Raw genomic sequence first — 25,506 nt, 5'->3', positions numbered from 1 at the left:
CGCCCGACTCGTCCCACCCGGAGAGACCCCATGTCACAGCGCCCCGGAGCCATCCTCGTCACGATCCTCGTCGCCCTCGGTCTCGGCGCCGCGCTCGCCGTCGCCGGCAGCACCGCCGGACAGTCGCTCGGCGGCATCCCCCTGTTCGCCCTCGCCGTCGCCGCGGCCTTCGCGATCCAGCTGATCGCGTACCTCCCGGCCGTGCTGCTGCGCACGGAGAAGTTCTTCGACCTGACCGGCGGCCTGACCTTCGCGCTCGTCGCGGTGGGGCTGCTGATCGCGGTCGCACCCGCCGATGCGCGGGCCTGGGTGCTGGTCGCCATGATCGTGATCTGGGGCGTACGGCTGTCGGTGTTCCTGTTCGTCCGGGTGCACGCCCAGGGCTCGGACGGGCGCTTCGACGACATCAAGGTGAACCCGCTGGCGTTCCTGCGGGTGTGGATCATGCAGGGTCTCTGGGTCGCGGTCACGTCCTCGGCGGCATGGGTGGGCATCACCGCGCGAGAGAGCCGGGGTTTCGACGTCTGGATCGTCGTCGGCGCGGTCGTCTGGCTCGCCGGTCTCGTGATCGAGATCGTCGCGGACGGGCAGAAGGCCGCGTTCCGGCGCGATCCCGCCAACACGGGCCGGTTCATCGACGTGGGCGTGTGGTCGTGGTCGCGGCATCCCAACTACTTCGGCGAGATCCTCGTGTGGGTGGGTGTCGCCGTCGTCGCGCTGCCCGCCGCGACCGGGTGGCAGTGGGTCACCCTCGTCTCGCCGGTGTTCGTCGTGCTGCTGCTGACCCGCGTGAGCGGCATCCCCCTGCTCGAGAAGCGCGCCGACGCCCGCTGGGGCGACGAGCCCGCCTACCGGGAGTACAAGCGGCGCACGCCCGTGCTGGTGCCGGGTCTCGGCCGCGGCTGAGCGCGCGGCCGGCGCCCTTACCGGTAGTTGGTGAACTGGAGGTCGACGTCGAGGTCGGCGGCCTTCAGCATCCGCTGCACCTCCTGCAGGTCGTCGCGCGACTTGGACTGCACGCGCAACTCGTCGCCCTGGATCTGCGCCTTGACCGACTTGGGCCCCTCGTCGCGGATCATCTTGCTGATCTTCTTCGCGTCCTCCGAGGAGATGCCCTCCTTGAGCGTGGAGGTGATGCGGTACTCCTTGCCGGATGCCTGCGGCTCGCCCGAGTCGAGCGACTTGAGTGAGATGCCCCGCTTGATCAGCTTCGTCTGGAACACGTCGAGCACGGCCTTCGCGCGCTCCTCGCTGTTGGCCTTGATGAGGATCGCCTCGCCGCTCCAGTCGATGGAGGCGTCGGTCCCCTTGAAGTCGTAGCGCTGCTCGACCTCCTTGCGGGCCTGGTTGAGCGCGTTGTCCGCCTCCTGGCGATCGATCTTGGAGACGATGTCGAAAGAGCTGTCAGCCATGCGTGGCAGTCTAGCCGCGCCCGCGCGAGCAGACCCCGGAGGCCCGCCCCCGCAGGCGCGGACGCGTTCGTAGACTGGACGGATGCAGCCGCTCACGGAGGATCAGGTGCGCGCCGCGCTCGTCAACGCGACACCCGACGAGGTCGATCGGATGGGCGTGCCGCTCTCGCTCGTGCTCGCCGACTGGGACCACCTGGACTTCCTCGCCTGGTCCGACCCCGACTTCCGCGGCCGGGGGTACCTGATCGTGGAGCGCGACGGCGTGCCGACCGGGATCGTGCTGCGCGCGGCATCCGGAGCGCGGCCGCGCGCCGCGATGTGCAACCTCTGCCACACGATGCAGCCCGGCAACCAGGTCGCTCTGTTCACGGCGCGACGGGCGGGGGATGCCGGGGCCCGCGGCGACAGCGTCGGCACCTATATCTGCGCCGATCTCGGCTGCCACGAGAACGTCCGGCTGGCCGCGCCGCTCGCGCCGAGCGAGGTACGTGCGAGCGTGGACCGGCGGATCGACGGCACGCGTCACCGCGTCGAGGCCTTCGTCGATCGCGTCGTCGCACCCGTCTGACGAGGCGATGCGCCCTCCGGTTTTTCGGAAGGCGCCCGGCCGGGTAAGATGGTTGATCGCGCCTCCGGTCGACTGCAAAAGCCGGGCGGGTGCGCACTTGGCGAGTTACCCAAGCGGCCAAAGGGATCTGACTGTAAATCAGCCGTCTTCGACTTCGGGGGTTCGAATCCCTCACTCGCCACCCTCAGAAAGGCCCCGTTTCGGCGGGGCCTTTCGCGTTCCCGGGTAGCGTGCCGCCCGCCCGCATACCTGCACGGCCGGCGCACCCCGTGTCAGGATGGGGGAACGGATGGATGCCCGACGAAGGGAACGACATGACCGAGCCGACGAGCTCACCGCACTCCACGAAGATCCTGCGAGCGACGATCTGGGTGGCGATCGGGGCGCTCATCGCCGCGGCGCTCGTCTGTGTCGTGTGGGTGCTGATCGGCGACTCGAACGGCATCGTCGGCAAGGCGTTCCTGACGATCCTCCTGCTCGCGGGCTTCGCCGGCGTGGCGATCGGCGAGTCGAACCTGGCCCCGCGTCGACCGACGTGGCTGGCGCTGACGAGCATGATCTCCTGGGTGCTGATCCTCCTGGTCGGGGCGGTGCTCATCTGGATGCCGACCACCGGCTACTTCGGCTCCGGCGCCGAGCGTGTGTTCCGCTTCATCCTCATCGCGCTGATCATCCAGGGCGCACTGCTGCACACGCGCCTGTACCTCAACGCATTCCTGCGTCACCAGACCACGTTCACGTCGATCGTCGCCTACGTCACGATCGGTCTGGTGGCGATCCTGATGGTCATGCTGGTGCTGCCTCTCATGACCGACGAGTACGTGACGTACCGCCCGCTGTACTGGCGTGTGGTCGTCGCGCTGGCGATCCTCGCCGCGGTCGGCACCGCGCTCATCCCGCTCGTGAACGCGCTCTTCGCCCCCAAGCGTCCCCGCCCGTCGGTGCCCGCGCCCGCGCCGTACGGCGCTGCCCCCTACGGCGCTGCCCCCTATGGCGTGGCCCCCTATGGCGCCGCCCCCGCGCCGCAGCCGGCCGCTCCCGCCGCTCCCGCCGCGGAGTTCACCCCCTCGGCGCCGTCGCCCGCGCCGTGGCCGACGCACGCCGACGGCGTGACCCCGCTGCCGGTGTTCCCCGACGGGTCTCCCGACTGGAACGCCTATTACACGGGGCAGCCGTCGCCGGGTGCGCGCGTCTGGTTCTCGGATGCCGCGGCGCCCGCCGCCCCCGCGGCGCACCAGCCGCAGGCCTCCGCGTCGCCCTCCGTCGAGAGCCCGTCGACTCAGGGGTACGAGGGCTTCCCGCCCCCGCCCCCGCTTCCTCCGCAGCAGCACAGCTGACGGCCGCCCGGCGGCGCGCCGCGCCGCCGGCGAGCTTCATCCCAGGATCTCGAGGGCGGCCATCGCGGCGTTGTGGCCGCCGATGCCGCTGACGGCGCCCCCGCGGCGCGCTCCCGATCCGCACAGCAGCACGCGATCGTGGGAGGATGCGACGCCCCACCGCTGCGCGGGGGAGTCCAGAGGCTCATCGTCCGCCGCCCACGGCCACGCGAGCGGGCCGTGGAAGATGTCGCCGCCCGTCATCCGCAGCGATCGTTCGAGGTCGACGGTCGTGCGCGCCTCGATGCAGGGCGTGCCGTCGGGGGCGGTGTAGACGCAGTCCGCGATCGGTTCGGCCAGCACCGCGTCGAGCGTGCGCTGAGCGGCATCCATGAGCCTCGCGCGGTAGTCGTCGGGATCGACGCCCGCGCTCAGCCGGTGCGGCAGCTGCAGACCGAAGAGGGTGAGCGTCTGCGCCCCCGACGCCTGCAGCCGGGGGCCGAGGATCGACGGGTCGGTGAGGGAGTGGCAGTAGATCTCGGCCGGGAGGGGGTCGGGGATGCCGCCGGTCGCGGCCGTCGCGTAGGCGTCGTCGAGCTGGCTCATCGTCTCGTTGACGTGGAACGTGCCCGCGAACGCCGCCTCGGGGGCCACCTCGTGGTCGCGCAGGCGCGGCAGGCGCGACAGGAGGAGGTTCACCTTCAGCTGAGCCCCCTCGGGCGGATCGGCCTCGTCTGTGCGCGGATCGCCGAGGAGATCGGCGAGCACCGCGGGCCCGACCCCGCTGAGCACGAGCCGCCCGGAGAAGGTCTCGCCGGAGGCGAGCGTGACGGTCCCGTCGGGATCGATCGCGACCACCTCCGCCTCGGCGCGCAGCTCGGCGCCGGCCGCCCGCGCCGCGTGCTCTAGCGCCGCGCTGACGCTCCCCATGCCGCCGACCGGAACGTCCCAGTCTCCGGTGCCGCCGCCGATCACGTGGTAGAGGAAGCACCGGTTCTGGCGCAGCGAGGGGTCGTCGGCCCACGAGAACGTGCCGATGAGGCCGTCGGTCAGGGCCACGCCGCGCGCGATGTCGGTGTGCAGGCTCTCGCGCAGGAGATCGCCGAGCGGGCGTCGGGTCACGGCATCCCAGAGGCCCGCGTCGGGCAGGAGTGCGCGCAGCTCGGATTCGCGCCGGAGCGGTGAGGTCACGGTCGGGAACACCGCGGCGGCGAGCGGCAGCAGGCGATCGGAGAGCTCCGAGAAGCGCTCCGCCTCCCGCACGTCGCCGGTCGTGCGGATGAAGCTCGCGGTGGTGGCCGCGGCATCCGCGTTGTCGACGAGGAGACCGCGGGTCGGATCGCCGGGGTCGGGCGTGTATGAGCTGTAGCGGCGCCGGCGCAGATCCAGCGGGAGGTCGAGGTCGTCGACGATCGTCCGCGGCAGGAGGCTCACGAGGTAGGAGTAGCGCGAGAGCCGCGCGTCCACTCCTGGCCAGGGGTGTTCGGACACCGCCGCCCCGCCCTATCCGTGCTGTCGTTCCAGCACGACGACGCGCTTGCGTGCGCGGGCGAGATAGGCGGCAGCGGTGAGGGCGTTGTGGCCCCCGCCCACGATCACGACGTCGTAGAGCGCGCTCATGAGCCCACGGTAGTGCGCGTACGGTGGAGGCATGGTGGATGCCGAGCGCTTGCACGTGATCGCTGTCGAGATCGCTCGGGAGGCGGGTGCGCTCGCACGGCGGCGGCGCTCCGAGGGCGTCGCCGTGGCGGCGACGAAGTCCACGCTCGCCGACATCGTCACCGAGGCCGACCGTGAGGTCGAGCAGCTCATCCGCGACCGGCTCTGCGCGGAGCGACCCGATGACGGTTTCGTCGGAGAGGAGTCCGACGCGCAGCCCGGCACCAGCGGGGTGACCTGGATCGTCGACCCGATCGACGGCACCGTCAACTATGCCTACGGCATCCCTCACTACGCCGTCAGCATCGCGGCGGTGACCGGTGAGCCCCGCCCGGGCCGGTGGGAGGCGCAGGCCGCCGCGGTCTACAGCCCCGTCGTGGACGAGCTGTTCCATGCGGTGCGCGGCGGGGGAGCCTGGCTCGGCGAGCAGCGGCTGGCCGTGTCGACGGTGACGGATGCCGGGGCCCTCCTGGCCACCGGCTTCGGATACGACCCGGCGACCCACGACGGCGACCTGGCGCGCGTGCGGCGCCTGATGGTGCTCGCGCGCGATCTTCGCCGGGCCGGGGCCGCGTCGCTCGATCTCGCGTACGTCGCGGCCGGGCGACTCGACGGCTACTTCGAGCGCGGATTGAAGCCGTGGGATCACGCGGCGGGCGCCCTGCTCGTCACCGAAGCCGGTGGCCTCGTCGGCGGTCGGCCCGGCGGAGCACCCGGTGCCGACATGACGATCGCCGCCGGGCCCGGCCTGTTCGAGCGGATGCGCGACCTGCTCGACGAGGTCGACGGCGTGGGCGGAAACGGATAGGAACGTCCACCGCGCGTCCATGGCATTCCCAGCGTGCAGCATGTAGTGTTTACCCGATCGTTATCTTTGCCGGCCCGAACGGCAGAGTGATCCGAAGCCCGTAGTACGTCGCCGCCCGGAGCTCCCCCTTCCGTGCGGCCTGACGAGAGCCTGTGATGTGACCCTCGACACCCCCACGGCTGACGCCGCGCCGTCACGGCGCGCAAGCCGACGACCCGGAGCGGCGGCGACGCCGAACGGGTCGGGTGTGCTGACCCGCGCGGAGTACCGGCGCCGGGCTGCTGAGGCGGCCGCGGCCTCCGCTCCCGACGTGGTCTCGCCCGACGCCGCGCTCGCCGAGGCCCCCGTCGATGACCTGACCGACGAGCCCTCGCTCGCCGAGGCCGTCGTGGCGGATGTCGCCGCGGCGATCGTGGCCGAGACCGTCGTGGGCGCGCAGCCCGACGAGGCGTCGCGTCGGCGTCTGCGCCGCGCAGCCCGCGCCGTCTTCGAGTCGGTCGCCGCCGACGGCGCCGCCGAGGTGGAGGTCCACGTCGACGCCCGCCTGAGTGACGTCCACGTCGACGCCGCCGACGACCAGCCGGTCGCCGCGCAGTCGATCCCCGTCGCCGAGCAGCTTCCGTCGGGCTCCGCCTTCACGGCCCCCGCGGACGATGCCTGCGCCCTCGACGAGTTCGAGTTCGCCGCGCGACTGTTCTCGTTCACCGGTGAGACCCCCGTCCAGCGCCCGGTCGTTGACGCCACGGACGACACCGTGTCCGCTGCCGAGCCGGCCCCGCACGTCGCACCGCGTCGGCCCCGTGCGACGGCGGTGGTGAAGCGGATGGCGGCGGCATCCTTCTCCGTGGGCGTCATGGCCGTCGTGGGACTGCTCGCGGTCAGCACGACGACTCCCGCCGCGGCGATCGCCTCGGCATCCGACACCACCACATCGACCTCGACCTCGACCGCCGTGACGGCCAGCCAGAAGCTCACGACGGGATCGGGCAGTCAGATCCAGGCGTTCGTCGCTTCGGGCGCCGAACAGCCCAACGCCCTCGATCGTCCCGAGAGCTACAACGTCACCTCGATGGCGGAGCTCGCGGCCGAGTCCGGTGTGCGCCTGTTCGCCAACACGTGGGTCAACGACCCGACGTCGCCGATCCAGTACCCGTTCCCCGTCGGTGTGCCGATCTCGGCCGCCTTCGGGTCGCTCGCCTACGAGTCTGAGTTCGCCACGCCGCACAACGGCGTCGACCTCACGCCGGGCGAAGGGGCCGAGATCCACGCCGTGGCGGCCGGGACCGTGCGCATCGCGACCGAGGCGGGCGGCGACTACGGCGTGACCGTGCTCATCGATCACATCATCGACGGTCAGCTCGTCTCCACCCGCTACGGCCACATGCAGTACGGCTCGCTGCAGGTGAAGCAGGGCGACAAGGTCACCGCCGGTCAGGTGATCGGCCGGGTCGGGCAGACCGGTAAGGCGACCGGGCCGCACCTGCATCTCGAGGTGCTCCTGGGCGGCACGACGCGCATCGACCCGATGCCGTGGCTGGCCGAGCACACCAAGGGTGGTCACACCGTCGGCTGACCGATTCTGTCGGACGCCTCGGCTCTGATATTCTTTTCTGGTTGCCCCGCGAGGGGCGGCACGCCCCGATAGCTCAGTGGCAGAGCACTTCCATGGTAAGGAAGGGGTCGTCAGTTCAATCCTGACTCGGGGCTCGCAGCATCCACATCTCGCCGTGTGGGTGCGGCGCGGCGGGGTAGCTCAGTTGGTGAGAGCGCACGACTCATAATCGTGAGGTCGCGGGTTCAAGCCCCGCTCCCGCTACCGAACACCCAGATCAGCCCCGGAATCTCCGGGGCTGTTTTGCGTTACGGGTCACGCGGTCCCGCGCTTACCCCGCGGATCCGGGACGCGTGCGTGTCGGCGCCCGGCGATAGCATGAACCGTTCCCACCTCGCCCCGCAGACGGAGTGCCTCATGCTCGGAAAACTCCTCGTCCGTTACCTCTGGACGTACAAATGGTGGCTGCTGGGCGTACTCGTCTTCCAGTTCGCCTCGGCCATGGCGTCCCTCTACCTCCCGCGACTGAACGCCGACATCATCGACAAGGGCGTCGCCGCGGGCGACACCGGCTACATCTGGTCCCGCGGCGCGTTCATGCTCGTCATCGCGCTGGGCCAGATCGTCGCGTCCGTGATCGCGACGTTCTTCGCGGCGCGCGCGGCGATGAGCGCGGGCCGCGACATCCGACGCGACGTCTACGACAAGGTGAGCGGCTTCTCCGAGCGCGAGGTGTCGTCGTTCGGCGCGGGCACCCTCATCACCCGCAACACCAATGACGTGCAGCAGGTGCAGATGCTCGCGATGATGGGCGCGACCATGCTCGTCACGGCGCCGCTGCTGGCGATCGGCGGCATCATCATGGCCGTCCAGCAGGATGTCGGTCTGAGCTGGCTCATCGCCGTCGCGGTGCCGACGCTGCTCGTGATCGCAGGCTTCATCATCAGCCGCATGGTCCCGCTGTTCCGCGAGTACCAGGGCAAGCTCGACGGCGTCAACCGGGTGATGCGCGAGCAGCTGACCGGTGTGCGGGTCGTGCGCGCCTTCGTCCGCGAACGCATCGAGGAGGCGCGCTTCCGCGTGGCCAACACCGACATCATGGTCGTCGGCCGCCGCGTCGGATCGCTCTTCGTGATCATGTTCCCGCTCGCGATGCTCGTGCTCAACGTCACCGTCGTCGGCGTGATCTGGTTCGGCGGCATCCAGGTGGATGCCGGTCACGTCGAGATCGGCACCCTGTTCGCGTTCATGCAGTACGTCGGCCAGATCCTCATGGGCGTGCTGATGGCGACGTTCATGACGATCATGATCCCGCGCGCCGCCGTCTCCGCCGACCGCATCGGCGAGGTGCTCGACTCCACCGATGCGCTGCACCGTCCCGCCCAGCCGATCGACCGCTTCCCCGAGCTGGGCGCCGTGGAGTTCGACGACGTGTCGTTCAGCTACCCCGGCGCCGAGTCGCCCGTGCTGGAGCACATCTCTTTCCGGGCCGAGCCCGGTCAGACCGTGGCGATCGTCGGGTCGACCGGCTCCGGCAAGACGACGCTCGTCTCGCTCATCCCGCGGCTGTTCGACGTGACCGACGGCACCGTGCGCGTCGGCGGCGTCGATGTCCGCGAGGCCGATCTCGACGAGATGTGGCGCGGCATCGGCTACGTTCCGCAGCGCGCGTTCCTGTTCACCGGCACCGTCGCCAGCAACCTCCGCTTCGGGCGGGAGGATGCCACCGACGACGAGCTCTGGGACGCCCTCGACATCGCCCAAGGGCGCGACTTCGTCTCCGAGATGGAGGGCGGGCTCACGGCACGCATCTCCCAGGGCGGCACGAACGTGTCGGGTGGGCAGCGCCAGCGGCTCTCGATCGCCCGCGCCATCGTGCATCGCCCGCACGTGCTCGTCTTCGACGACTCCTTCTCGGCGCTCGACGTCACCACCGACGCGCGACTACGGCAGGCGCTGTGGCGCGAACTGCCCGACGTGACGAAGATCGTGGTCGCTCAGCGCATCTCCACGATCGCGGATGCCGACGTCATCGTGGTCCTCGACGACGGGCGCCTGGTCGGCATCGGAACCCACGACGAACTGCTCGCCGGCAACGACACCTACCGCGAGATCGTCGACTCGCAGCTGGGGGTGGACGCATGAGCGCGCCGAACACGGCGGCCCTCTCCGAAGAGGAACGCGAAGAACTCGAGCTCGCCGAACAGGCGCGGCTCAACTCCGGGTCGTGGGACTCGGTCGCCCCCGGCAAGGCGGCGAACTTCGGACGCAGCTTCGGTCGGATGATCGGCTTGCTCGCCCCCTACAAGTGGGCGTTCGCGTTCGTCTCCGTCCTCGGGGCGGTCGGCGTCGTGCTCGCGGTCATCGCCCCCAAGGTCCTCGGCGAGGCCACCAACATCCTCTTCGAAGGGGTCGTCTCGACGTCGCTGGCCGCCCAGTTCCCGGCCGGCACGAGCCAGGACCAGGTCGTCGACGCCCTGCGCGCGGCCGGACAGGGCGACATCGCCAACATCGTGTCGGCGATGCACGACTTCCAGGTCGGCACGGGTGTCGACTTCGAGCGCCTGAAGTGGGTGCTCGTCGCGGTCCTCGCCATCTACGTCGTCTCCGCCGTGCTGACCTGGCTGCAGGGCTATGTCATCAACGTCATCATGGTGCGCACGATGTGGCGGCTGCGCGAGTCGGTCGAGGCCAAGATCAACCGCCTGCCGCTGTCGTATTTCGACCGCGTCCAGCGCGGCGAGCTCATCTCGCGCGTCACGAACGACATCGACAACATCACCCAGACGATGCAGCAGTCGCTGTCGACCGCCGTCACCAACGTGCTCACGGTCGTCGGTGTGCTCGTGATGATGTTCTCCATCTCCTGGCAGCTCGCGATCGTCGCCCTGGTCGCCCTTCCCCTGATGGCCGTGATCTTCGGCATCATCGGGCCGAAGTCGCAAAAAGCGTTCGCCACCCAGTGGCGCAAGGTCGGGCGGCTCAACGCCCGCGTCGAGGAGTCGTTCTCCGGCCACGCGCTGGTGCGCGTCTATGGACGCGAGCAGGACTCGCGGGAGAAGTTCGAGCAGGAGAACGAGGAGCTCTACCAGGCCGCGTTCAAGGCGCAGTTCCTGTCCGGGCTGATGATGCCCGCGATGATGTTCATCGGCAACCTCTCCTACGTCGGCATCGCGGTGCTCGGTGGCCTGATGGTGGCCTCCGGCCAGCTCCGGCTCGGCGACGTGCAGGCCTTCATCCAGTACTCGCAGCAGTTCACCCAGCCGCTGTCGGAGCTCGGCGGCATGGCCGCTGTGGTCCAGTCGGGCACGGCCTCGGCCGAGCGCGTCTTCGAGCTGCTCGACCAGGAGGAGCAGGAACCGGATGCCGAGGACGCGCCGCAACTGCGCGACGGCCGCGGCGTCATCGAGTTCCAGAACGTCGCGTTCTCCTACACCCCCGACAAGCCGCTCATCCGCGACCTGTCGTTCCGCGTCGAACCCGGTCAGACCGTCGCGATCGTCGGCCCGACCGGCGCGGGGAAGACCACCCTGGTCAACCTCCTGATGCGCTTCTACGAACTCGACGGCGGTCGGATCCTCCTCGACGGGCAGGACATCTCCGCGCTCACCCGCGACGACGTCCGCTCCCGCACCGGCATGGTGCTGCAGGACCCGTGGCTGTTCGCCGGCTCGATCCGCGAGAACATCCGCTACGGCAACGAGTCGGCATCCGATCTGGAGATCGTCGAGGCTGCCGTCGCGACGCGGGTCGACCGCTTCGTCCACTCGCTGCCCGACGGCTACGACACCGTGCTCGACGAGGACGCCGCGAACGTCTCGGCGGGGGAGAAGCAGCTGATCACGATCGCGCGGGCGTTCGTGGCGGAGCCGAGCGTGCTGATCCTCGACGAGGCGACGAGCTCCGTCGACACGCGCACCGAGCTGCTCCTGCAGCACGCGATGTCGGCGCTGCGCGAAGGACGTACGTCCTTCGTGATCGCGCACCGCCTGTCGACGATCCGCGACGCCGACCTCATCCTCGTGATGGAGCACGGCGACATCGTCGAGCAGGGCACGCACGAACAGCTCATCGCCGCGGAAGGCGCCTACTGGCGGCTCTACCGCTCGCAGTTCGAGCAGGCGGCGACCACCGTCGACCAGAGCACCGCGGGAACCGACGCGTGAGCGCGGCCGTACCGGCGGCGCCGCAGCGCCGCCGCGACCTGCGCTTCGTGCTCTCGTGCGTCGGCGTGGGCCTCGCCGCGGGACTGCTCTCCGGCCTGTTCGGCGTGGGCGGCGGCACGGTCATCGTGCCGATGCTCGTGCTGCTGCTCGGATTCGATCAGCGACTCGCGGCCGGCACCTCGCTCGCCGCGATCGTTCCCACGGCATCCGTGGGCGTCGTCTCCTACGCCGTGCACGGGTCGGTGGCCTGGATCCCGGCCCTGATCCTCGCCGCGGGAGCGGTGGTCGGTGCGCAGATCGGGTCGTGGCTGCTCGCCCGGATCCCGCAGAACGCCCTCCGGTGGGGTTTCGTCGGATTCCTCGCCGTGGTCATCGTGATGCTCTTCATCGTCGTGCCGTCCCGCGACGCGGTGCTCGAGCTCACCGTCGCCTCGGGCATCGGACTGGCCGTCCTCGGGCTGTTCACCGGCGTGATGGCCGGGCTGCTGGGTGTCGGGGGCGGGGTCATCGTCGTGCCCGCACTGATCTTCCTGTTCGGCACCAGCGATCTGATCGCGAAGGGCACCTCGCTGCTGATGATGATCCCCACCGCCGTCTCGGGGACGATCGGCAACGTCAAGCGCCGCAACGTCGACCTCGTGGCCGCGGCCCTCGTCGGCGTCGCCGCCTGTACGACGACCGCGCTCGGCGCGTGGATCGCGACGCTGCTGTCGCCGTTGGTCGCCAACATCCTCTTCGCCTGCTTCCTCACCTTCATCGCGGTGCAGATGGCGATCCGCGCGGTGCGGGCCCGTCGCACCCGCTGAACGCGTTCGTCCGTCCCGCACGGCCGGTACGGGGTGTTTATCGCGGCGGTGAGGGACGGATGAGGGCGGGCGCCCCTCGGTAGGATCGAGGGGTGTCAGTGAACCCCGATCTGGTGGGACGTGCGTTCCCGCCGACCGTGTCCTATCTCGTGGGCCGTGAGAAGGTGCGCGAGTTCGCGCGCGCCGTCTTCGCCGAGGCGCCGCAGCACTACGAGCCGGAAGCCGCGCGCGCGCTCGGCTACGCCGACGTCGTCGCGCCCCCGACGTTCGCCATGGTCGTCCAGGACCTGACGATGCAACAGCTGCTCGCGGTCGAGGACTCCGGCATCGCGCTCGAGCGCACGGTGCACGCGGAGCAGCGCTTCCGCTACTCGCGTCCCATCGTCGCCGGGGACGAGCTGGTCGCGCAGCTCAGCATCACCGGCATCCGCCCCTTCGGCGCCGGTGCGATGGTCACCAGCGAGGCCGAGATCACCGACGTCGACGGCAGCCACGTCGTCACCGCGACGTCCGTTCTCCTGATCGGAGGCGAGGTCGCATGACATCCGCACCCCTCGAGACCGGCGTCGTCGTCGCCGAGCGCACCGTGCACCTCACGCGGGAGTCTCTCGTCCGTTACGCCGGTGCGTCCGGAGACCTCAACCCCATCCACTACCGCGACGACGTCGCCGCCCGGGTGGGCCTGCCGGGTGTGCTCGCGCACGGCATGCTCACGATGGGCCTCGCCGTCGAGACCATCGTCGAATGGCTCGGCGACGCCGGGCGCATCCTCGAGTACGGCGTGCGTTTCACGCGCCCCGTCGTGGTGGATGCCGACGCCGGCGCCGACCTGGTCGTCACCGCGAAGGTCGGTGCTCTCGACGACGACACCGCGCGCATCGATCTCACCGTGACCTTCGCCGACACGACGGTGCTCGGCAAGGCGCAGGTGCGCGTGCGCCGGCAGCCCTGATGGGCGAGATCGCGCCCATTCCGCTCGCGCAGCTCACCACGCTGCGCGTCGGGGGCACTCCGGAGCGGATGGTCGAGGCCCGCACCCGCGCCGAGCTCGTCGCGGCGCTGCAGGACGTGTGGGCCGCGGGGGAGCCGTGGCTCGTGCTCGGCGGAGGCTCCAACCTGCTCGCCGGCGACGAGCCGTTCGAGGGGACCGTCGTGCTGGTGCGCACCTCCGGCATCGAACGCCTGGCCGACGCCGGCGACGGCCGCGTGCGGCTGCGCGTGGAGGCCGGTCACGACTGGGACGATCTCGTCGAGTACACCGTCGCGGCGGGACTGGCCGGCATCGAGGCGATGAGCGGCATCCCCGGGTCGGCCGGCGCCGCGCCCATCCAGAACGTCGGCGCCTACGGTCAGGAGATCGTCGAGACGCTCGTCGAGGTGGAGCTGCTGGACGAGGCCACCGGCGAGATCGAGGTGGTCTCCGCCGCCGATCTCGAGCTCGGCTTCCGCACCTCGGTGCTCAAACAGCACTACGGCCGCGGCGCGCTCCGTTCGGGCGTGATCGTCTCCATCACTCTCGAGCTGCACGATGTCGGCCACGGCGAGGTCCCGGTGCGTGGTGGCCAGCTGCGGCAGGCGCTGCGCCTCGCGCCCGACGCCGCGGTATCGCTGCGGTGGATCCGGGAGACGGTGCTCGCGACGCGCGCCTCGAAGGGCATGGTGCTCGACGACGCCGATCCCGACACCCACAGCGCGGGCTCGTTCTTCCAGAATGCGATCGTGTCGGCATCCTTCGCCCGCACCCTCCCGCCCGAGTGCCCCCGGTGGCCTCTCGCCGTGGAGGTCGACCCGGTGACGGTGATCCCGCTCGCGGCGTTCGACGGCATCGTGCCGCCGCCGGTCTCGGTGCAGCCCGACGTGAAGGTCAGTGCGGCGTGGCTCATCGAGCACGCCGGGCTGGGGAAGGGCTTCCGCCTGCCGCGGTCGCGCGCCGCCCTGTCGACCAAGCATGCGCTGGCCCTCACGAACCGCGGCGGGGCGACGGCGGGCGAAGTCGCCGAGCTGGCCCGCTACATCCAGCACCGCGTGCAGGCGGAGTTCGGGCTGCTGCTGCAGCCGGAGCCCGTCCTGGTCGGCGTGGAGCTCTAGAGCTCCCCGCGTCGCTGCGGACCGGACACCGCCGGCGCCGGTGCCGGTCGCGGTGCGTCGCGCAGGAACGGCACCAGCGGCATGATCGTCCGCACCCAGATCAGCCGGGCGGCGGGGAAGACGCCCAGCACCCACAGCACGGAGGCCACGGCGTCCGTGGGGTAGTGCACGCCGATGATCGACACCGAAGCGGCCATCACGACGACCGCGAGGGCGCCGACGACGATCGCGAAGGGACGCCAGCGCGAGCCCTTGAGCATGACGACCACCGTCACCGCGACGGCCGCGACGAAGACGACGTGACCGCTCGGGTACGACGGGTCCACGGGCATGTGATCGACGGGATGCGGCAGGAGGGTCGCGTCGGGACGCGGGCGGGCGACGGCGATCTTGATGATGTCGGCGGGCACCCACGTGACGGCGACCGTTCCGGCGAACGCGATCGCGAGGGCGATGCGCCCGCTCACCGCCCACACCAGTCCCGTCGCGATGATCGTGATCACGATCGCGGGGACGGGTGAGAACAGGTCGTAGACCAGCGCGGTCACCTGCCCGGCCCCGGCGATGTGCCAGCTGTTGAGCGTGCGCGACAGGTCGGCGTCGATCGGGGCGGCGCGCAGCGCCAGCCCCGCGCTGATCAGGAAGACGACGGTGGCCAGGCCCACCACGAGCGCGGTCGCCGGGTGCACCGAGGGGGCGAGCAGGGCGTTGCGCGGTCGCCGCGACCTGCGCGATGCCGAGACGGAGACAGGGGACGACGAACGCATGAGTCCCGATCGTCCCCCGCTCGTCTCTGAGGTCTCTGAGTGCCGGCTCGGGCTCACTCCGTGCCGAAGAGCTTCTGCAGTCGGTGGACGCCCTCGAGCAGCTGGTCGTCGCCGAGCGCGTACGACAGGCGCAGATAGCCGGAGGGGCCGAACGCCTCGCCCGGCACGACGGCGACCTCGGCCTGCTCGAGGATGAGGTCGGCGAGCTCGAGCGACGTGTCGACGCGGGTGCCGTTCCATTCCCGTCCGAGCAGCCCGGTGACGTCGGGGTAGACGTAGAACGCACCGAGCGGGTTCGGCACGGTGACGCCCGGGATCTTCGCGAGCTCCGCGACGATGAGCCGGCGGCGGCGGTCGAACGCCTGGCGCATCTGCTCGGCCTCCGTCTGCGGGCCGGTCAGCGCGGCCAGCGCGGCACGCTGCGCGATGTTGTTGACGTTCGAGCTGAGGTGCGACTGGAGGTTGCCGGCGAGCTTGATGGCGTCGGCCGGCCCCACCATCCAGCCCACGCGCCACCCGGTCATCGCGTAGGTCTTGGCCACGCCGTTGACGAGGATCGTCTGTCCGGCAAGCTCGGGCACGGCCTCCACGATCGACACGGCGCGCGCACCCTCGTAGACGAGGTTCTGGTAGATCTCGTCGCTGACGACCCAGATGCCGTGCTCCAGCGCCCATGCCCCGATCGCCTTCGTCTCCTCGGGCGTGTACACGGAACCGGTCGGGTTCGACGGTGAGACGAAGACCAGCACGGTGGTCTTGTCGGTGCGGGCGGCCTCGAGCTGCTCGACGGTCACCTTGTAGTCCTGGTCGGCGCCGGCGAAGACCTCGACGGGGATGCCGTCGGCGAGCGCGATCGCCTCGGGGTAGGTCGTCCAGTAGGGCGCCGGCAGCAGCACCTCGTCACCGGGGTTCACGACGGCCTGGAACGCCTGGTAGACGGCCTGCTTGCCGCCGTTCGTGACGATGACCTGGGACGGGGCGACCTCGAGCCCCGAGTCGCGCAGGGTCTTGGCGGCGATCGCCTCGCGCAGCACCGGCAGGCCGGCCGCGGGCGTGTAGCGGTAGTTCGCGGGGTCGTGGAGGGCGTGGGCCGCGGCATCCACGATGAACGCCGGCGTCGCGAAGTCGGGCTCGCCCGCCGCGTAGGAGATCACGGGGCGGCCGGCGGCCTGCAGCGCCTTCGCCTTCGCATCGACCTTCAGGGTCGCGGACTCGGCGATGGCGGACAGCTTGCGGGACAGGGGAGCGCGTTCGGTCACAGGCAAAAGCGTAGTGCGTCCGGTTCGCTCAGCGCCGTGCCAGCGCGATGTCGACCTCGAAGCTGCGGTGCCAGGGCAGCGCGACCGAGGCGACCGTCCAGGCGTCTTCACCGTTGAGCAGATCGTCCAGGCGGCTCTGGAGCTCCGCGCCGATGCGGTGGAGGGCTCGGGCTTCGGTGTCGTCGTCGACCGGACCGACCGTGCCGCCGAAGACACTCTCGTGCAGGGCCGGGCGGATGCCGCTCTGGTACGCATGGTCGTCGAGGATCCGGGTGAGCAGCGCCTCTCGGAGAGCACGCGGGTCGGCGGTGCCGTCTCGGCGGCCGACCCACCAGGCCGTCGCCGCGGCGACGGCGCCGCCGATCGCGTTGCCGGCCGTGTTCCAGCCGCCGTAGGAGGTCAGCCGCAGCAGCAGCCCCTCCGCGGCGAGTCGGTCGACGAGCGCCGGATCGCTGCCGTTGCTGTAGCGGACATCGGCGAGCGCCACGATGGCACCGGACGCGAGCGCGTCGCGCACTGCCGACACGGTCGCCTCGACGGCCGCCGGATCGGAGCGCGGCACACGGCCGAAGCAGTCGCCGTGTTCGGGATCGGGTGCGTGTGCGACGAGCACGGCGTCGACCGTGCTGTCGTCATCCGCGACGATGCCGCCGGCGGCGACGATCTGTCGCACGAGGCTGTCGTGCACGGGGGCGTTCTCGAAGTTCGGGATGCGGGTGAGGCCGTCGTCCTCGCCGCAGGCGATCCGCCACGTCGGGCGGTCGCCGCCGGCGGCGACGAGCGCGCGGGCGACGAGGACGGCGCCCACCTCGTCGGCGCCGGGATACATCATCACCTCACCGCCGCGCGGCAGGGCGCGCGCCCAGTGACGCAGCCAGACCTGTTCGGCCGATCCGGCCGAGAAGGCGGCGGTGTCGTCGGCGGTCACCGCGAGGGCATCGATGACGCCCTCCTCGTGCAGACCGAGCGCGGAGAGATTGATGATGTGGTTGCGCAGGCGTCGACGCTCGAAATCGCTCTGCTCGGCGCGCGGGACCGCCGCGGCAGGAACCTGCGGAGGTTCGCCCGGGAGCAGATCGGCTTCCAGCGCGTGATGGAGCGCGCCGCCGAGGGCGTGCAGCGCGCGTCCGTAGGCGCTCCAGTACTCGGGCTCTTCGACCGCCGAGTATGAGTCGCTGGCGCGCATGACCAGGGATGCCGCGGTGATCACGAGCGCGGGGTGGTCGGCGGCGGCGCGGAGCTCGTGGAGCTCTCGGAGCAGGTCGAGGCGGTCCAGCGCGATGCGCGGCGAGTCCGCCGTGATGCGGGCGGGGATGATGCCACCGTGCACGAGCGTGTCGATGCAGACGACGAGGTGGTCCACGCCGTCGCCTCCCGCCGAAGCGGCTGCCACCTCGCGAAGCCAGCCGTGCAGCGCGTCCACGTCGGCCGGCGTTCGGAACCTGGGCAGCGCGTCGACGGGCGGGATCAGCAGGTCGACGCCCGCGATGGCGGCGACCTGGCGGGGCAGCTGGATGTTGACCGGTCGTTCGTCGAGCGGAACGAGGGCGATTCGCATGCGGTGGGTCCTGCTTCCTCAGCGCGAACGATGGATCTGGAGCTCGTAGTGGTAGCGATCGCCGCGGTAGGTCGACTCGGCGTACTCGATCGCACGGTCCTGCGCGTCGAAGCTGGTCCGGGTCACGAAGAAGCAGGGCGAGAACGCCGGTGCCTGCAGGATGTCGGCCTGTTCGGGGTCGAGGACGCTCGCCTGGATGCTCTGCTCGGCCCACTCGATCCGCATGCCGTACTGCTGCTCCAGGATCCGGTAGAGCGAGTCGTTCCCGACGTTCTGGATCAGCCCGGGGAAGAACGACGGGTTGAGGTAGGAGTCCTCGAGGGCCATGGGCTCCCCGTCTGCCGTCCGCGCGCGGCGGATGTGGAAGACATCCTCGGACGGGCTCATGCGAAGCCGCGCGCCCAGGCGTGCTCCCGCCGGGATCGTCTCGGTCACGAGCACCGACGAGCCCGGCTCGAGTCCCCGCGCGCGCATGTCCTCGCTGAACGAGGTCAGCTCGACGGATTTGGCGATCCGGGGTGCGGCGACGAACGTGCCGGCGCCCTGGACGCGGTAGACCAGCCCGTCGTGCTCCAGCCGGTCGAGCGCACGGCGGACGGTGAGACGGCTGACGTCGAACTCCGTCGCCAGGTCGCGCTCGGTGGGCAGACGGGAATGGGGCTCGAGCCCTTGCCCGATCACCTCGACGAGGTGCTGTCGTAGGCGTTCGGACTTGCTGTGCTGCGCGTCGGTCATCGTGCTCCCGCGGATCCTCGGCAGGGGGGACATCCGCTGCCGTGTGCGAATTGGATATAACCATTGCACAGAACGGTGGCGCCTGTCGAGGTGCCAAAACGCGATCTTTGGAGAAATCTCTTGACACGCTCCGAAAAAATGGAGTACACCAATTCCTACCGAGCTTCACCACCCGAACCCACGCACCTCGAAGGAACACCATGGAAATGACCACCACGGGACGGCGGGTCCTCACCCGCGCCGTCGCGCTCTCCGGCGTCCTCGCGGCGTCCGTCGCTCTGGGAGGCTGCGCGGCGGCCGCGCCCTCCGGCCCGACCACGATCACCTTCTCCTATCTGTGGGGCGGAGAGGAGGCGAAGGCGCTGGAGAAGATCATCGCCGACTTCAACGCCAGCCAGTCCGACATCAAGGTCGTCGGTGTCTCGAGCCCCGACGCGCAGAAGCAGCTCACCTCGATGTCCTCCAGCAACGGCAGCTTCGACATCTCCGACAACTTCGGCAACACCGTCGGCTCGTGGGCCTCCAAGGGGATCCTCGCGCCCCTGGACGACTACCTCGCGGCGGAGAAGGTCGACACCTCGGCGTTCGCGCCGGCATCCATGGAGCAGATGACCTTCGACGGCAAGATCTACGCGCTCCCGATCGCGGTGCACACCCAGCAGCTCATGTACAACAAGGACCTCCTCGACAAGGCGGGTGTGAAGCCGCCCACGACCATGGATGAGCTCGCGGATGCCGTGAAGAAGCTGACGGTCGTCGACGGCAGCGGGGCGATCACGCAGATCGGGCTCGGCAACCCCTCGGCATCCACTCTGTTCACGACCCTCGGTTACGCCTTCGGTGGCACCTGGGACGGCGCCGACGGCAAGACTCCCACCCCCGACGACCCCAAGAACGTCGCGGCCCTCGACTGGTACACCACGACACTGACCGACACGTTCGGTGCCGACAAGATCGCGACCTTCGCGTCGGGTCTCGGCCAGTACATGTCTGCGCAGGATCCCTTCTACACGGGCAAGCAGGCGATGGTCGTCGACGGCGAATGGCAGGCGGTGAACATCCCCAAGGTCGCCCCGAACCTCAACTGGGGCGTGATCGACATCCCGGCGGCCACCCCCGCGCTCGCCGGGACCACGCAGGTCACGACCAGCACGCTGTTCATCCCGAGCAACTCGAAGCACAAGGCCGAGGCGGCGAAGTTCCTCGCGTACATGGTGCAGGACAAGCCGATGGTCGATTTCACGCTCGCCCTCGGCAACCTGCCCTCCAAGACTGCCCTGCTGGACGACCCCGCCTACGCCGAGATCCCCCACTTCGACTCGTGGTTGAAGGCGCTCGCGAGCCCCAACGCGAAGTCGCTCGCGAGCCAGCCGTACAGCGCGCAGTACTCCACCGACCTGGCGACGGCCTTCGACGACATCGTCCGCGGCGTCGCCGGCCCCGATGAGGCGCTGGCCTCCGTCGCCGGCAAGGTCTCCTCGTACTGATGGCACCGACCGCCCCCCGCGGCGCGCGACGCCAGACCCTTCTGGGTCTGGCGTTCGCGTCGCCGTTCCTCATCGGCGCCGCTGTCTTCATCGTGTGGCCCGTGGTGGCCTCGGCGGTGTACAGCTTCACCGACTTCAACCTCTTCCAGCCGCCCTCGTGGGTCGGCCTGGACAACTACGCCCAGATGATGCGGGACGACACCTTCTGGAAGGCGTTGGCCAACACGCTGTTCCTCGCGGTCTTGGGCGTGCCGCTCACGATCCTCATCTCCATCGGTGGCGCCCACCTGCTGAACCTCCCGGTGCGCGGTCAGCCGCTCTACCGCGCCCTGGTCTATCTGCCGACGATCGTGCCGATCGTGGTCGGCGGTTACCTGTGGCGGTGGCTGTTGAACACCCAGTACGGATTCGTCAACTACTTCCTCGGGCTGCTGCATCTGCCGCAGCCGGAGTGGCTCGAGCAGCCCCAGTGGGGGAAACCGGCGATCGTGTTGATGTGTCTGTGGACCATCGGAGGCACGATGATCATCTACCTCGCGGCGATCAAGGACGTGCCCGCCGAGCTCTACGAGGCCGCCGAGCTCGACGGCGCAGGCTGGTTCGCCCGGTTCCGCTACGTCACGTGGCCGACCATTTCTCCCGTCACGCTCTTCCAGATCATCGTGACCGTGATCGCCTACCTCCAGATCTTCACGCAGCCGTATCTGCTCACCCAGACGCGACTGAACGAGGCGAGCGGGGGACCTGGCCAATCGATGATCAGCTACGCGATGTACCTGTACCAGAACGCCTTCGTCTTCTTGAAGATGGGCTACGCGTCGGCGATGGCCTGGGTGCTGTTCCTGCTCACTCTCGCGATCACGCTCGTCCTGCTGTGGTCCTCGAAGAAATGGGTCCACTATGGCTCTGACCGCGACTGACCCGCGGCAGGCGGGCGCCTCCCGTCGGCGGACGACGGCGCGCCGCGCCGCGCGCACCACCGCCCGATACCTCGCGATCTGGCTGCTCGTGCTGGCGTTCGTCTTCCCGTTCCTGTCGATGCTGAGCACCGCGTTCAAGCTGCCCGACGACATCTTCAGTGCGCCCCCGTCGCTGTGGCCCACCGAATGGACGCTGCAGAACTTCGTCGCGGTGTTCGAAGAGATCCCGTTCTGGCAGTACTTGCTGAACACGATCGTGATCGCGGGCCTGTCCGTGCTGGGCATGCTCATCGCCTCGCCGCTGGTGGCCTACTCGCTGTCGAAGATCGGATGGCGCGGTCAGCGGCCGCTGCTCGTGATCGTCATGGCGACGATGATGCTGCCGCCGCAGGTGACCATGATCCCGCTGTTCCTGATGTGGAACGGTCTCGGAGCGACGAACAGCATCATCCCGCTGGTCGCTCCGGCGTTCTTCGGCACGCCGTTCCTCATCTTCATGCTGCGCCAGTTCCTGACCTCGGTGCCCAACGAGCTGCTGCAGGCCGCGCGGATCGACGGGGCCTCCGAGCTGCGCATCTACTGGTCGATCGTTCTCCCGCAGGCACGACCCGCGCTCATCACCGCCGCGATCTTCCAGTTCGTCTGGGCATGGACCGACTTCCTCAATCCGCTCATCTATCTCAACGACGCGAGCAAATACACGCTGTCCATCGGTCTGTACTCGTTCTTCGGCGAGCGGAACCTGGAGTGGGGTCCGCTGATGGCGGCATCCGTTCTGTTCACCCTTCCCGCGCTGGTGCTGTTCGTTGTCTTCCAGCGCTACTTCGTAGGAGGTGTCGGTGCCGGTGCACTCAAGTGAAGACGCCGTCGTCGCGGTCGAGGGGAGACTGATCGTCTCGTGTCAGGCATCGAACGGATCTCCGCTGCGTCACACGCCGACGATCGCGCGGCTGGCCGCCAGTGCGCTGCGCGGGGGCGCCGCCGCGCTGCGCGTCAACGGCGTGCACGACATCTCCGCTGTGCGAGAGTCGACGCACGTCCCGATCATCGGGCTCGACAAGCGGATGGGGGTGCGCCGGAACGTGATCACGCAGACCGATGAGCAGGTCGTCGCGCTCGTGGATGCCGGGGCCGACATCGTCGCGGTGGATGCCACCCTCGAAGTCGTGGCGGACGTCGCGGCGCGCGTGCGCAGCGCGATCACGCACGCGCGCGTCGCGGTGATGGCGGATGTGTCGACGTTCGACGAGGGGATGGCCGCGTGGGACGCCGGGGCCACCTTCGTCGGCACGACGCTGTCGGGCTACACGCCCTACTCGCCACAGCACCGTGGGCCCGACCTCGACCTCGTCGCCCGACTCGCGGCGCGCGGTGTTCGCGTGCTCGCGGAGGGCCGCTTCCAGACGCCCGCCGAGGTGGCCGCGGCTTTCGACGCCGGCGCCCACGCCGTCGTCGTGGGGGGAGCGATCACCGATCCCATCGCCATCACGCGCCGCTTCGTCGCGGTGACCCCTGGAGCGCGATGAGCGTCCGGGAGGAGAGCGCACGGGCCGTCGTCGCCGTCGACATCGGCGGCACCAAGATCGCGGCCGCCCTCGTGCGCGAGGGCCGGCAGATCGGCCACCGCGTCCAGCGGCCGACCCCGGCAGCGAAGGGGGCGGCAGCCATCCTCGATGCGGCGGCCGCGCTCGTGCGCGAGGTGATCGAGGCGGCCGGTCCGGTCGCCGCGGTCGGCGTCGGCAGCGCAGGGGCCTTCGATGAGGACGGCGTCGTCACGCACGCTACCGATCATCTCGCCGGGTGGCGCGGCACTCCCGTGGCCGCAGGACTCGTCGCACGGCTCGGTGTCCCGGTCGTCGTCGTCAACGACGTGCACGCGGCCGCGCTCGGGGAGCTCGCCCTGGGCTCCGACCGGGACCGCTTCGTCTTCGTCGCGGTGGGGACGGGCATCGGAGGAGCCGTCGTGTCCGAGGGTGAGCTGCTGCGCGGCGCATCCGGGATGGCCGGATCTATCGGGCATCTGCGCGCGGCCACGATGCGCGGACGTGTGTGCTCGTGCGGAGGACGCGACCACATCGAGGCGTTCGCGAGCGGGCCGGGTATCGAGCGCTCGTTCGCGGAGCGCTCGGGAGTCGCCGCACCGCTGCGCGAGATCGCTCGACGTGCGCGGGAGGGCGACACGGTGGCCGCCCAGGTGATCGCAGCGGCTGCGGGGGAGCTGGGCGCGTCACTGGCTCCGGTGATCACCACCGTCGATCCGGGCGTCGTGCTGCTCGGCGGGGGCGTCTCCGCGCTCGGAACCGCTCTGGTCGCGCCCCTCGCGGAGGGCCTGCGAGCTGAACTTCGTGCCCCGTTCGTCGATGTGCGGATCGAGATCGCGCGCGCCGGGACGGATGCCGCTCTCCTCGGCGCCGCGTGGCTCGCCGCTCAGACGAGGGCGGCGATGGCCGCGCGGATCGCGTCGTCGTCGCGCCCGTCCGCGCTGTTGTCGTAGAGGGCGTGGTGGGCTCCGCGCCACCGGCATTCGGCGGCCTGGGCGCTCGCCCAGAACTCATCCCAGTGGGCGAGCTTCCAGCTGTCGCGCTGGTAGCCCCGACCGGCGACGCGATCGCGTACCCGCGCGCCGTCGACGCTCACGTGCACGACGGTGATGCGGGTGTCGGCGGGCCAGTCGTGGGCGAGCGCGGCGCGCTCGAGGTAGTCCGGCTGCGGGAAGTACCTCACGAACGGGGCGTCGAGCACCACCGGCGTCCCGAGCCGGAGGTTGTCGCCGGCGAGGCGCAGCAGGGTCTGATACTCCAGATCCATCACGACCTGCTGGTAGTACGCGTTGTTGTCGCGCTCGTGGGGATCGCTGCCGTGAGCCACCAGGAGCGCCTCGGTGAACAGGGTCGCGACGCTGTCCTTGTCGAGGTAGGCGGCGCCGAGCTGGCGTGCGATGAGCGTGCTGACGGTCGATTTCCCGCTGCCGGCGGGACCGATCACGAAGAAGAGATGCGAAGTCATGTGACTCTCCAGGGCGGTGGCGAGGGGCGTCGCCGCCCCTCGCCGCGGGCTCAGGCGGTGCGGCCGGAGCGGTCCTTCACGAAGAAACCGTAGGACAGCGCCCCGACCAGCAGCAGCACCCCGCCGATGAGGAAGACGAGCGTGTAGTTGCCGCCCGTCGCGGTCAGGATCGCACCGGTGACCACGGGAGCCACGGCGGCGCCGACGAACCCGCCGAAGTTCTGGATCGCGCCGAGGGAGGCGACCTGGTTGGAGGGTGCGACGTCGGAGGCCAGGGTCCACAGGCAGCCGATCGGCACCTGCGAGGCGAAGTAGCCGATCGAGAGCAGGGTGATCGCGAGGGGCGTGTTGTCCACGTAGGCCACCGGCAGCACCGCCGCAGCCGCGAGCACCGCGCCGCCGACGATGGGGATCTTGCGCGCGCGCACCGTGTTGACGCCGCGCGAGACGAGGCGGTTGGAGAGCCAGCCGCCGAAGACGACGCCGATGATGCCGCAGAGGAAGGGGAGGGAGGCGAGCCAGCCGCTCTGGGCCAGGCTGAAGCCGCGGGCCGTCTGCAGGTAGCTGGGCAGCCACGTCAGGTACACCCAGACGGTGTAGAAGATGCCGAAGGCGCCGAGCACCATGAACCACGTGTTGCGCTGCTGGAGCAGCCGGCCCCAGCCCACCTTCGGCGCGGTCGAGGCGATCGCCTCCTGCGCCTGGGCGCCCTTGATCAGCGCCTGCTCGCTCAGCGTGGGGTCGCGGTAGATGCGGAGCCACACCAGAGCGACGACGATCCCGAGGGCGCCGACGATGACGAACATGCCGCGCCAGCTCATCGTGAGCAGCAGGAAGGTCAGCAGCGGCGGGGCGATGGCGTTGGCGATCTGCGAGCCGGTGTTGACGAGGGCGACCGGCAGAGCGCGCTCGCGCTTGTTGAACCAGCGCTCGTTCACCTTCAGGGCCGAGGTGAAGAACGGCGACTCGGTGATGCCGAGGGCCACCCGCAGCGCGTAGAGCACGCCGAAGGAGTTCGCGGCCGCGGTGACCATCGACACCAGCGACCACGCTCCCGCGGCGAAGGCGAACATCCGCTTCGGCCCGAACTTGTCGACCAGGTAGCCCGCGGGGAGGTTCGCGATCGCGTAGGGCCACGAGAACGCCGACAGGAGCAGGCCCATCTCGAAGGCGTTGAGCCCGAACTCCCCGGCGATCGTGGTGTTGGCGACGCTCAGGGTCGAGCGGTCGAGGTAGTTCACCACACCGCCCAGGATGAGGAAGCCGACGAGGAACCAGCGGATCCGGACGGACCTCTTCTCCTGCGTGGTCAGAAGCGGTGTCTCCGCGAGGGTGTCGGACATCGTGTGCACTCCTTTGTGGTGGGCGGTTCGGGGGTTGTCGTGGTCGGGAAGGGGAG

Annotated in this window: 23 protein-coding genes, 3 tRNA genes and 1 pseudogene; 19 read left to right on the top strand and 8 right to left on the bottom strand. The window is 70.1% G+C overall.

Going from position 1 to position 25,506, the window contains the following annotated elements; all coding sequences use genetic code 11:
* Positions 1 to 30: 30 nt before the first annotated feature.
* Complete coding sequence (locus tag AC1Q49_RS13295; protein ID WP_060960372.1) at positions 31 to 906, top strand: DUF1295 domain-containing protein; 876 nt, start codon at positions 31 to 33, stop codon at positions 904 to 906.
* Positions 907 to 923: 17 nt separating this feature from the next.
* Here AC1Q49_RS13295 and AC1Q49_RS13290 read toward each other — a convergent pair whose 3' ends face one another.
* Positions 924 to 1,412 (bottom strand): YajQ family cyclic di-GMP-binding protein, encoded by a 489-nt coding sequence (locus AC1Q49_RS13290; protein WP_060960373.1) that lies wholly within the window; start codon positions 1,410 to 1,412, stop codon positions 924 to 926.
* An 82-nt stretch (positions 1,413 to 1,494) separates the two neighbouring features.
* On the opposite strand from AC1Q49_RS13290, the gene AC1Q49_RS13285 reads away from it, so the two are divergent.
* The 3 genes from AC1Q49_RS13285 (at position 1,495) to AC1Q49_RS13275 (ending at position 3,317) form a co-directional block, all read left to right on the top strand.
* On the top strand, positions 1,495 to 1,980 hold the full coding sequence (locus tag AC1Q49_RS13285; protein WP_492492697.1) for an FBP domain-containing protein: 486 nt from the start codon (positions 1,495 to 1,497) through the stop codon (positions 1,978 to 1,980).
* A 99-nt stretch (positions 1,981 to 2,079) separates the two neighbouring features.
* Positions 2,080 to 2,161 (top strand) — tRNA-Tyr (locus AC1Q49_RS13280).
* A 133-nt stretch (positions 2,162 to 2,294) separates the two neighbouring features.
* A complete protein-coding gene (locus tag AC1Q49_RS13275; RefSeq protein ID WP_492492695.1) occupies positions 2,295 to 3,317 on the top strand; it encodes a hypothetical protein in 1,023 nt (340 codons plus the stop codon).
* A gap of 36 nt (positions 3,318 to 3,353) precedes the next feature.
* Here AC1Q49_RS13275 and AC1Q49_RS13270 read toward each other — a convergent pair.
* A pseudogene (locus AC1Q49_RS13270) lies at positions 3,354 to 4,916 on the bottom strand (phytoene desaturase family protein).
* Between the two features lie 31 nt (positions 4,917 to 4,947).
* Here AC1Q49_RS13270 and AC1Q49_RS13265 point away from each other — a divergent pair.
* The 10 genes from AC1Q49_RS13265 to AC1Q49_RS13220 all read left to right on the top strand — a co-directional run bounded on the left by AC1Q49_RS13265 (position 4,948) and on the right by AC1Q49_RS13220 (position 14,375).
* On the top strand, positions 4,948 to 5,763 hold the full coding sequence (locus tag AC1Q49_RS13265) for an inositol monophosphatase family protein (protein WP_061782309.1): 816 nt from the start codon (positions 4,948 to 4,950) through the stop codon (positions 5,761 to 5,763).
* A 247-nt stretch (positions 5,764 to 6,010) separates the two neighbouring features.
* Positions 6,011 to 7,336 (top strand): M23 family metallopeptidase, encoded by a 1,326-nt coding sequence (locus tag AC1Q49_RS13260; protein ID WP_492492693.1) that lies wholly within the window; start codon positions 6,011 to 6,013, stop codon positions 7,334 to 7,336.
* A gap of 62 nt (positions 7,337 to 7,398) precedes the next feature.
* Positions 7,399 to 7,470: transfer RNA gene (locus AC1Q49_RS13255), tRNA-Thr, on the top strand.
* A gap of 35 nt (positions 7,471 to 7,505) precedes the next feature.
* Positions 7,506 to 7,579, top strand: a tRNA-Met gene (locus tag AC1Q49_RS13250).
* Positions 7,580 to 7,732: 153 nt separating this feature from the next.
* Positions 7,733 to 9,460, top strand: a complete 1,728-nt coding sequence (locus AC1Q49_RS13245) for an ABC transporter ATP-binding protein (protein WP_492492691.1) — start codon at positions 7,733 to 7,735, stop codon at positions 9,458 to 9,460.
* Positions 9,457 to 11,481, top strand: coding sequence for an ABC transporter ATP-binding protein (locus AC1Q49_RS13240; protein WP_060960378.1), 2,025 nt, complete (start codon positions 9,457 to 9,459; stop codon positions 11,479 to 11,481). Before AC1Q49_RS13245 ends, AC1Q49_RS13240 begins: the two co-directional genes overlap by 4 nt.
* A complete protein-coding gene (locus AC1Q49_RS13235) occupies positions 11,478 to 12,287 on the top strand; it encodes a sulfite exporter TauE/SafE family protein (RefSeq protein ID WP_082734225.1) in 810 nt (269 codons plus the stop codon). The genes AC1Q49_RS13240 and AC1Q49_RS13235 overlap by 4 nt, the downstream gene beginning before the upstream one ends.
* 92 nt (positions 12,288 to 12,379) lie before the next feature.
* Complete coding sequence (locus AC1Q49_RS13230) at positions 12,380 to 12,829, top strand: FAS1-like dehydratase domain-containing protein (protein ID WP_492492689.1); 450 nt, start codon at positions 12,380 to 12,382, stop codon at positions 12,827 to 12,829.
* The gene (locus tag AC1Q49_RS13225; RefSeq protein WP_492492687.1) at positions 12,826 to 13,239 is read left to right on the top strand and encodes a MaoC/PaaZ C-terminal domain-containing protein; all 414 of its coding nucleotides are present in this window, start codon (positions 12,826 to 12,828) and stop codon (positions 13,237 to 13,239) included. The genes AC1Q49_RS13230 and AC1Q49_RS13225 overlap by 4 nt, the downstream gene beginning before the upstream one ends.
* A complete protein-coding gene (locus AC1Q49_RS13220; protein ID WP_492492685.1) occupies positions 13,239 to 14,375 on the top strand; it encodes a UDP-N-acetylmuramate dehydrogenase in 1,137 nt (378 codons plus the stop codon). Before AC1Q49_RS13225 ends, AC1Q49_RS13220 begins: the two co-directional genes overlap by 1 nt.
* On the opposite strand, the gene AC1Q49_RS13215 is transcribed toward AC1Q49_RS13220, so the two are convergent.
* The 4 genes from AC1Q49_RS13215 to AC1Q49_RS13200 are packed head-to-tail and all read right to left on the bottom strand — an operon-like array spanning position 14,372 to position 18,694.
* Entirely contained in the window at positions 14,372 to 15,142 is a 771-nt protein-coding gene (locus AC1Q49_RS13215; protein WP_191007977.1) for a phosphatase PAP2 family protein, read from the bottom strand. The genes AC1Q49_RS13220 and AC1Q49_RS13215 overlap by 4 nt on opposite strands.
* Before the next feature lie 53 nt (positions 15,143 to 15,195).
* Positions 15,196 to 16,401: a pyridoxal phosphate-dependent aminotransferase gene (locus AC1Q49_RS13210; RefSeq protein ID WP_492492683.1), complete on the bottom strand. Its 1,206-nt coding sequence runs from the start codon at positions 16,399 to 16,401 to the stop codon at positions 15,196 to 15,198.
* Between the two features lie 28 nt (positions 16,402 to 16,429).
* Entirely contained in the window at positions 16,430 to 17,959 is a 1,530-nt protein-coding gene (locus AC1Q49_RS13205) for a DUF4127 family protein (RefSeq protein WP_492492681.1), read from the bottom strand.
* An 18-nt stretch (positions 17,960 to 17,977) separates the two neighbouring features.
* Positions 17,978 to 18,694 carry a GntR family transcriptional regulator gene (locus tag AC1Q49_RS13200; RefSeq protein ID WP_198553676.1) on the bottom strand — a complete coding sequence of 239 codons (717 nt, stop codon included), beginning with the start codon at positions 18,692 to 18,694 and terminating at the stop codon, positions 17,978 to 17,980.
* Between the two features lie 200 nt (positions 18,695 to 18,894).
* Between AC1Q49_RS13200 and AC1Q49_RS13195 the strand changes: the two genes are divergently transcribed.
* Genes AC1Q49_RS13195 through AC1Q49_RS13175 form a run of 5 tightly spaced genes read left to right on the top strand, consistent with a single transcriptional unit; the run spans position 18,895 to position 23,595 of the window.
* Entirely contained in the window at positions 18,895 to 20,181 is a 1,287-nt protein-coding gene (locus tag AC1Q49_RS13195) for an ABC transporter substrate-binding protein (RefSeq protein ID WP_492492678.1), read from the top strand.
* Positions 20,181 to 21,101 (top strand): carbohydrate ABC transporter permease, encoded by a 921-nt coding sequence (locus AC1Q49_RS13190; RefSeq protein ID WP_492492676.1) that lies wholly within the window; start codon positions 20,181 to 20,183, stop codon positions 21,099 to 21,101. The genes AC1Q49_RS13195 and AC1Q49_RS13190 overlap by 1 nt, the downstream gene beginning before the upstream one ends.
* Entirely contained in the window at positions 21,082 to 21,960 is an 879-nt protein-coding gene (locus AC1Q49_RS13185) for a carbohydrate ABC transporter permease (RefSeq protein ID WP_121189176.1), read from the top strand. Before AC1Q49_RS13190 ends, AC1Q49_RS13185 begins: the two co-directional genes overlap by 20 nt.
* Positions 21,941 to 22,627, top strand: coding sequence for an N-acetylmannosamine-6-phosphate 2-epimerase (locus tag AC1Q49_RS13180; RefSeq protein ID WP_492492673.1), 687 nt, complete (start codon positions 21,941 to 21,943; stop codon positions 22,625 to 22,627). Before AC1Q49_RS13185 ends, AC1Q49_RS13180 begins: the two co-directional genes overlap by 20 nt.
* Positions 22,624 to 23,595 (top strand): ROK family protein, encoded by a 972-nt coding sequence (locus AC1Q49_RS13175; protein WP_492492671.1) that lies wholly within the window; start codon positions 22,624 to 22,626, stop codon positions 23,593 to 23,595. Before AC1Q49_RS13180 ends, AC1Q49_RS13175 begins: the two co-directional genes overlap by 4 nt.
* Here the strand turns inward: AC1Q49_RS13175 and AC1Q49_RS13170 are convergent.
* Both AC1Q49_RS13170 and AC1Q49_RS13165 read right to left on the bottom strand, forming a co-directional pair.
* Entirely contained in the window at positions 23,529 to 24,107 is a 579-nt protein-coding gene (locus AC1Q49_RS13170; RefSeq protein WP_191007978.1) for a P-loop nucleotide/nucleoside kinase family protein, read from the bottom strand. The genes AC1Q49_RS13175 and AC1Q49_RS13170 overlap by 67 nt on opposite strands.
* 50 nt (positions 24,108 to 24,157) lie before the next feature.
* The gene (locus AC1Q49_RS13165; RefSeq protein ID WP_492492668.1) at positions 24,158 to 25,450 is read right to left on the bottom strand and encodes an MFS transporter; all 1,293 of its coding nucleotides are present in this window, start codon (positions 25,448 to 25,450) and stop codon (positions 24,158 to 24,160) included.
* Positions 25,451 to 25,506: the final 56 nt, after the last annotated feature.

The sequence above is a fragment of the Microbacterium sp. MPR-TSA4 genome (genome assembly GCF_058792815.1).
This window is presented reverse-complemented; position numbering and strand designations above follow the sequence as displayed.

Coding starts and splice junctions, on each gene's coding strand:
- AC1Q49_RS13295 (WP_060960372.1), top strand. CDS start 31: ATGTCACAGCGCCCCGGAGCCATCCTCGTCACGATCCTCGTCGCCCTC.
- AC1Q49_RS13290 (WP_060960373.1), bottom strand. CDS start 1,412: ATGGCTGACAGCTCTTTCGACATCGTCTCCAAGATCGATCGCCAGGAG.
- AC1Q49_RS13285 (WP_492492697.1), top strand. CDS start 1,495: ATGCAGCCGCTCACGGAGGATCAGGTGCGCGCCGCGCTCGTCAACGCG.
- AC1Q49_RS13275 (WP_492492695.1), top strand. CDS start 2,295: ATGACCGAGCCGACGAGCTCACCGCACTCCACGAAGATCCTGCGAGCG.
- AC1Q49_RS13265 (WP_061782309.1), top strand. CDS start 4,948: ATGGTGGATGCCGAGCGCTTGCACGTGATCGCTGTCGAGATCGCTCGG.
- AC1Q49_RS13245 (WP_492492691.1), top strand. CDS start 7,733: ATGCTCGGAAAACTCCTCGTCCGTTACCTCTGGACGTACAAATGGTGG.
- AC1Q49_RS13240 (WP_060960378.1), top strand. CDS start 9,457: ATGAGCGCGCCGAACACGGCGGCCCTCTCCGAAGAGGAACGCGAAGAA.
- AC1Q49_RS13225 (WP_492492687.1), top strand. CDS start 12,826: ATGACATCCGCACCCCTCGAGACCGGCGTCGTCGTCGCCGAGCGCACC.
- AC1Q49_RS13220 (WP_492492685.1), top strand. CDS start 13,239: ATGGGCGAGATCGCGCCCATTCCGCTCGCGCAGCTCACCACGCTGCGC.
- AC1Q49_RS13215 (WP_191007977.1), bottom strand. CDS start 15,142: ATGCGTTCGTCGTCCCCTGTCTCCGTCTCGGCATCGCGCAGGTCGCGG.
- AC1Q49_RS13205 (WP_492492681.1), bottom strand. CDS start 17,959: ATGCGAATCGCCCTCGTTCCGCTCGACGAACGACCGGTCAACATCCAG.
- AC1Q49_RS13200 (WP_198553676.1), bottom strand. CDS start 18,694: ATGACCGACGCGCAGCACAGCAAGTCCGAACGCCTACGACAGCACCTC.
- AC1Q49_RS13195 (WP_492492678.1), top strand. CDS start 18,895: ATGGAAATGACCACCACGGGACGGCGGGTCCTCACCCGCGCCGTCGCG.
- AC1Q49_RS13190 (WP_492492676.1), top strand. CDS start 20,181: ATGGCACCGACCGCCCCCCGCGGCGCGCGACGCCAGACCCTTCTGGGT.
- AC1Q49_RS13185 (WP_121189176.1), top strand. CDS start 21,082: ATGGCTCTGACCGCGACTGACCCGCGGCAGGCGGGCGCCTCCCGTCGG.
- AC1Q49_RS13175 (WP_492492671.1), top strand. CDS start 22,624: ATGAGCGTCCGGGAGGAGAGCGCACGGGCCGTCGTCGCCGTCGACATC.
- AC1Q49_RS13170 (WP_191007978.1), bottom strand. CDS start 24,107: ATGACTTCGCATCTCTTCTTCGTGATCGGTCCCGCCGGCAGCGGGAAA.
- AC1Q49_RS13165 (WP_492492668.1), bottom strand. CDS start 25,450: ATGTCCGACACCCTCGCGGAGACACCGCTTCTGACCACGCAGGAGAAG.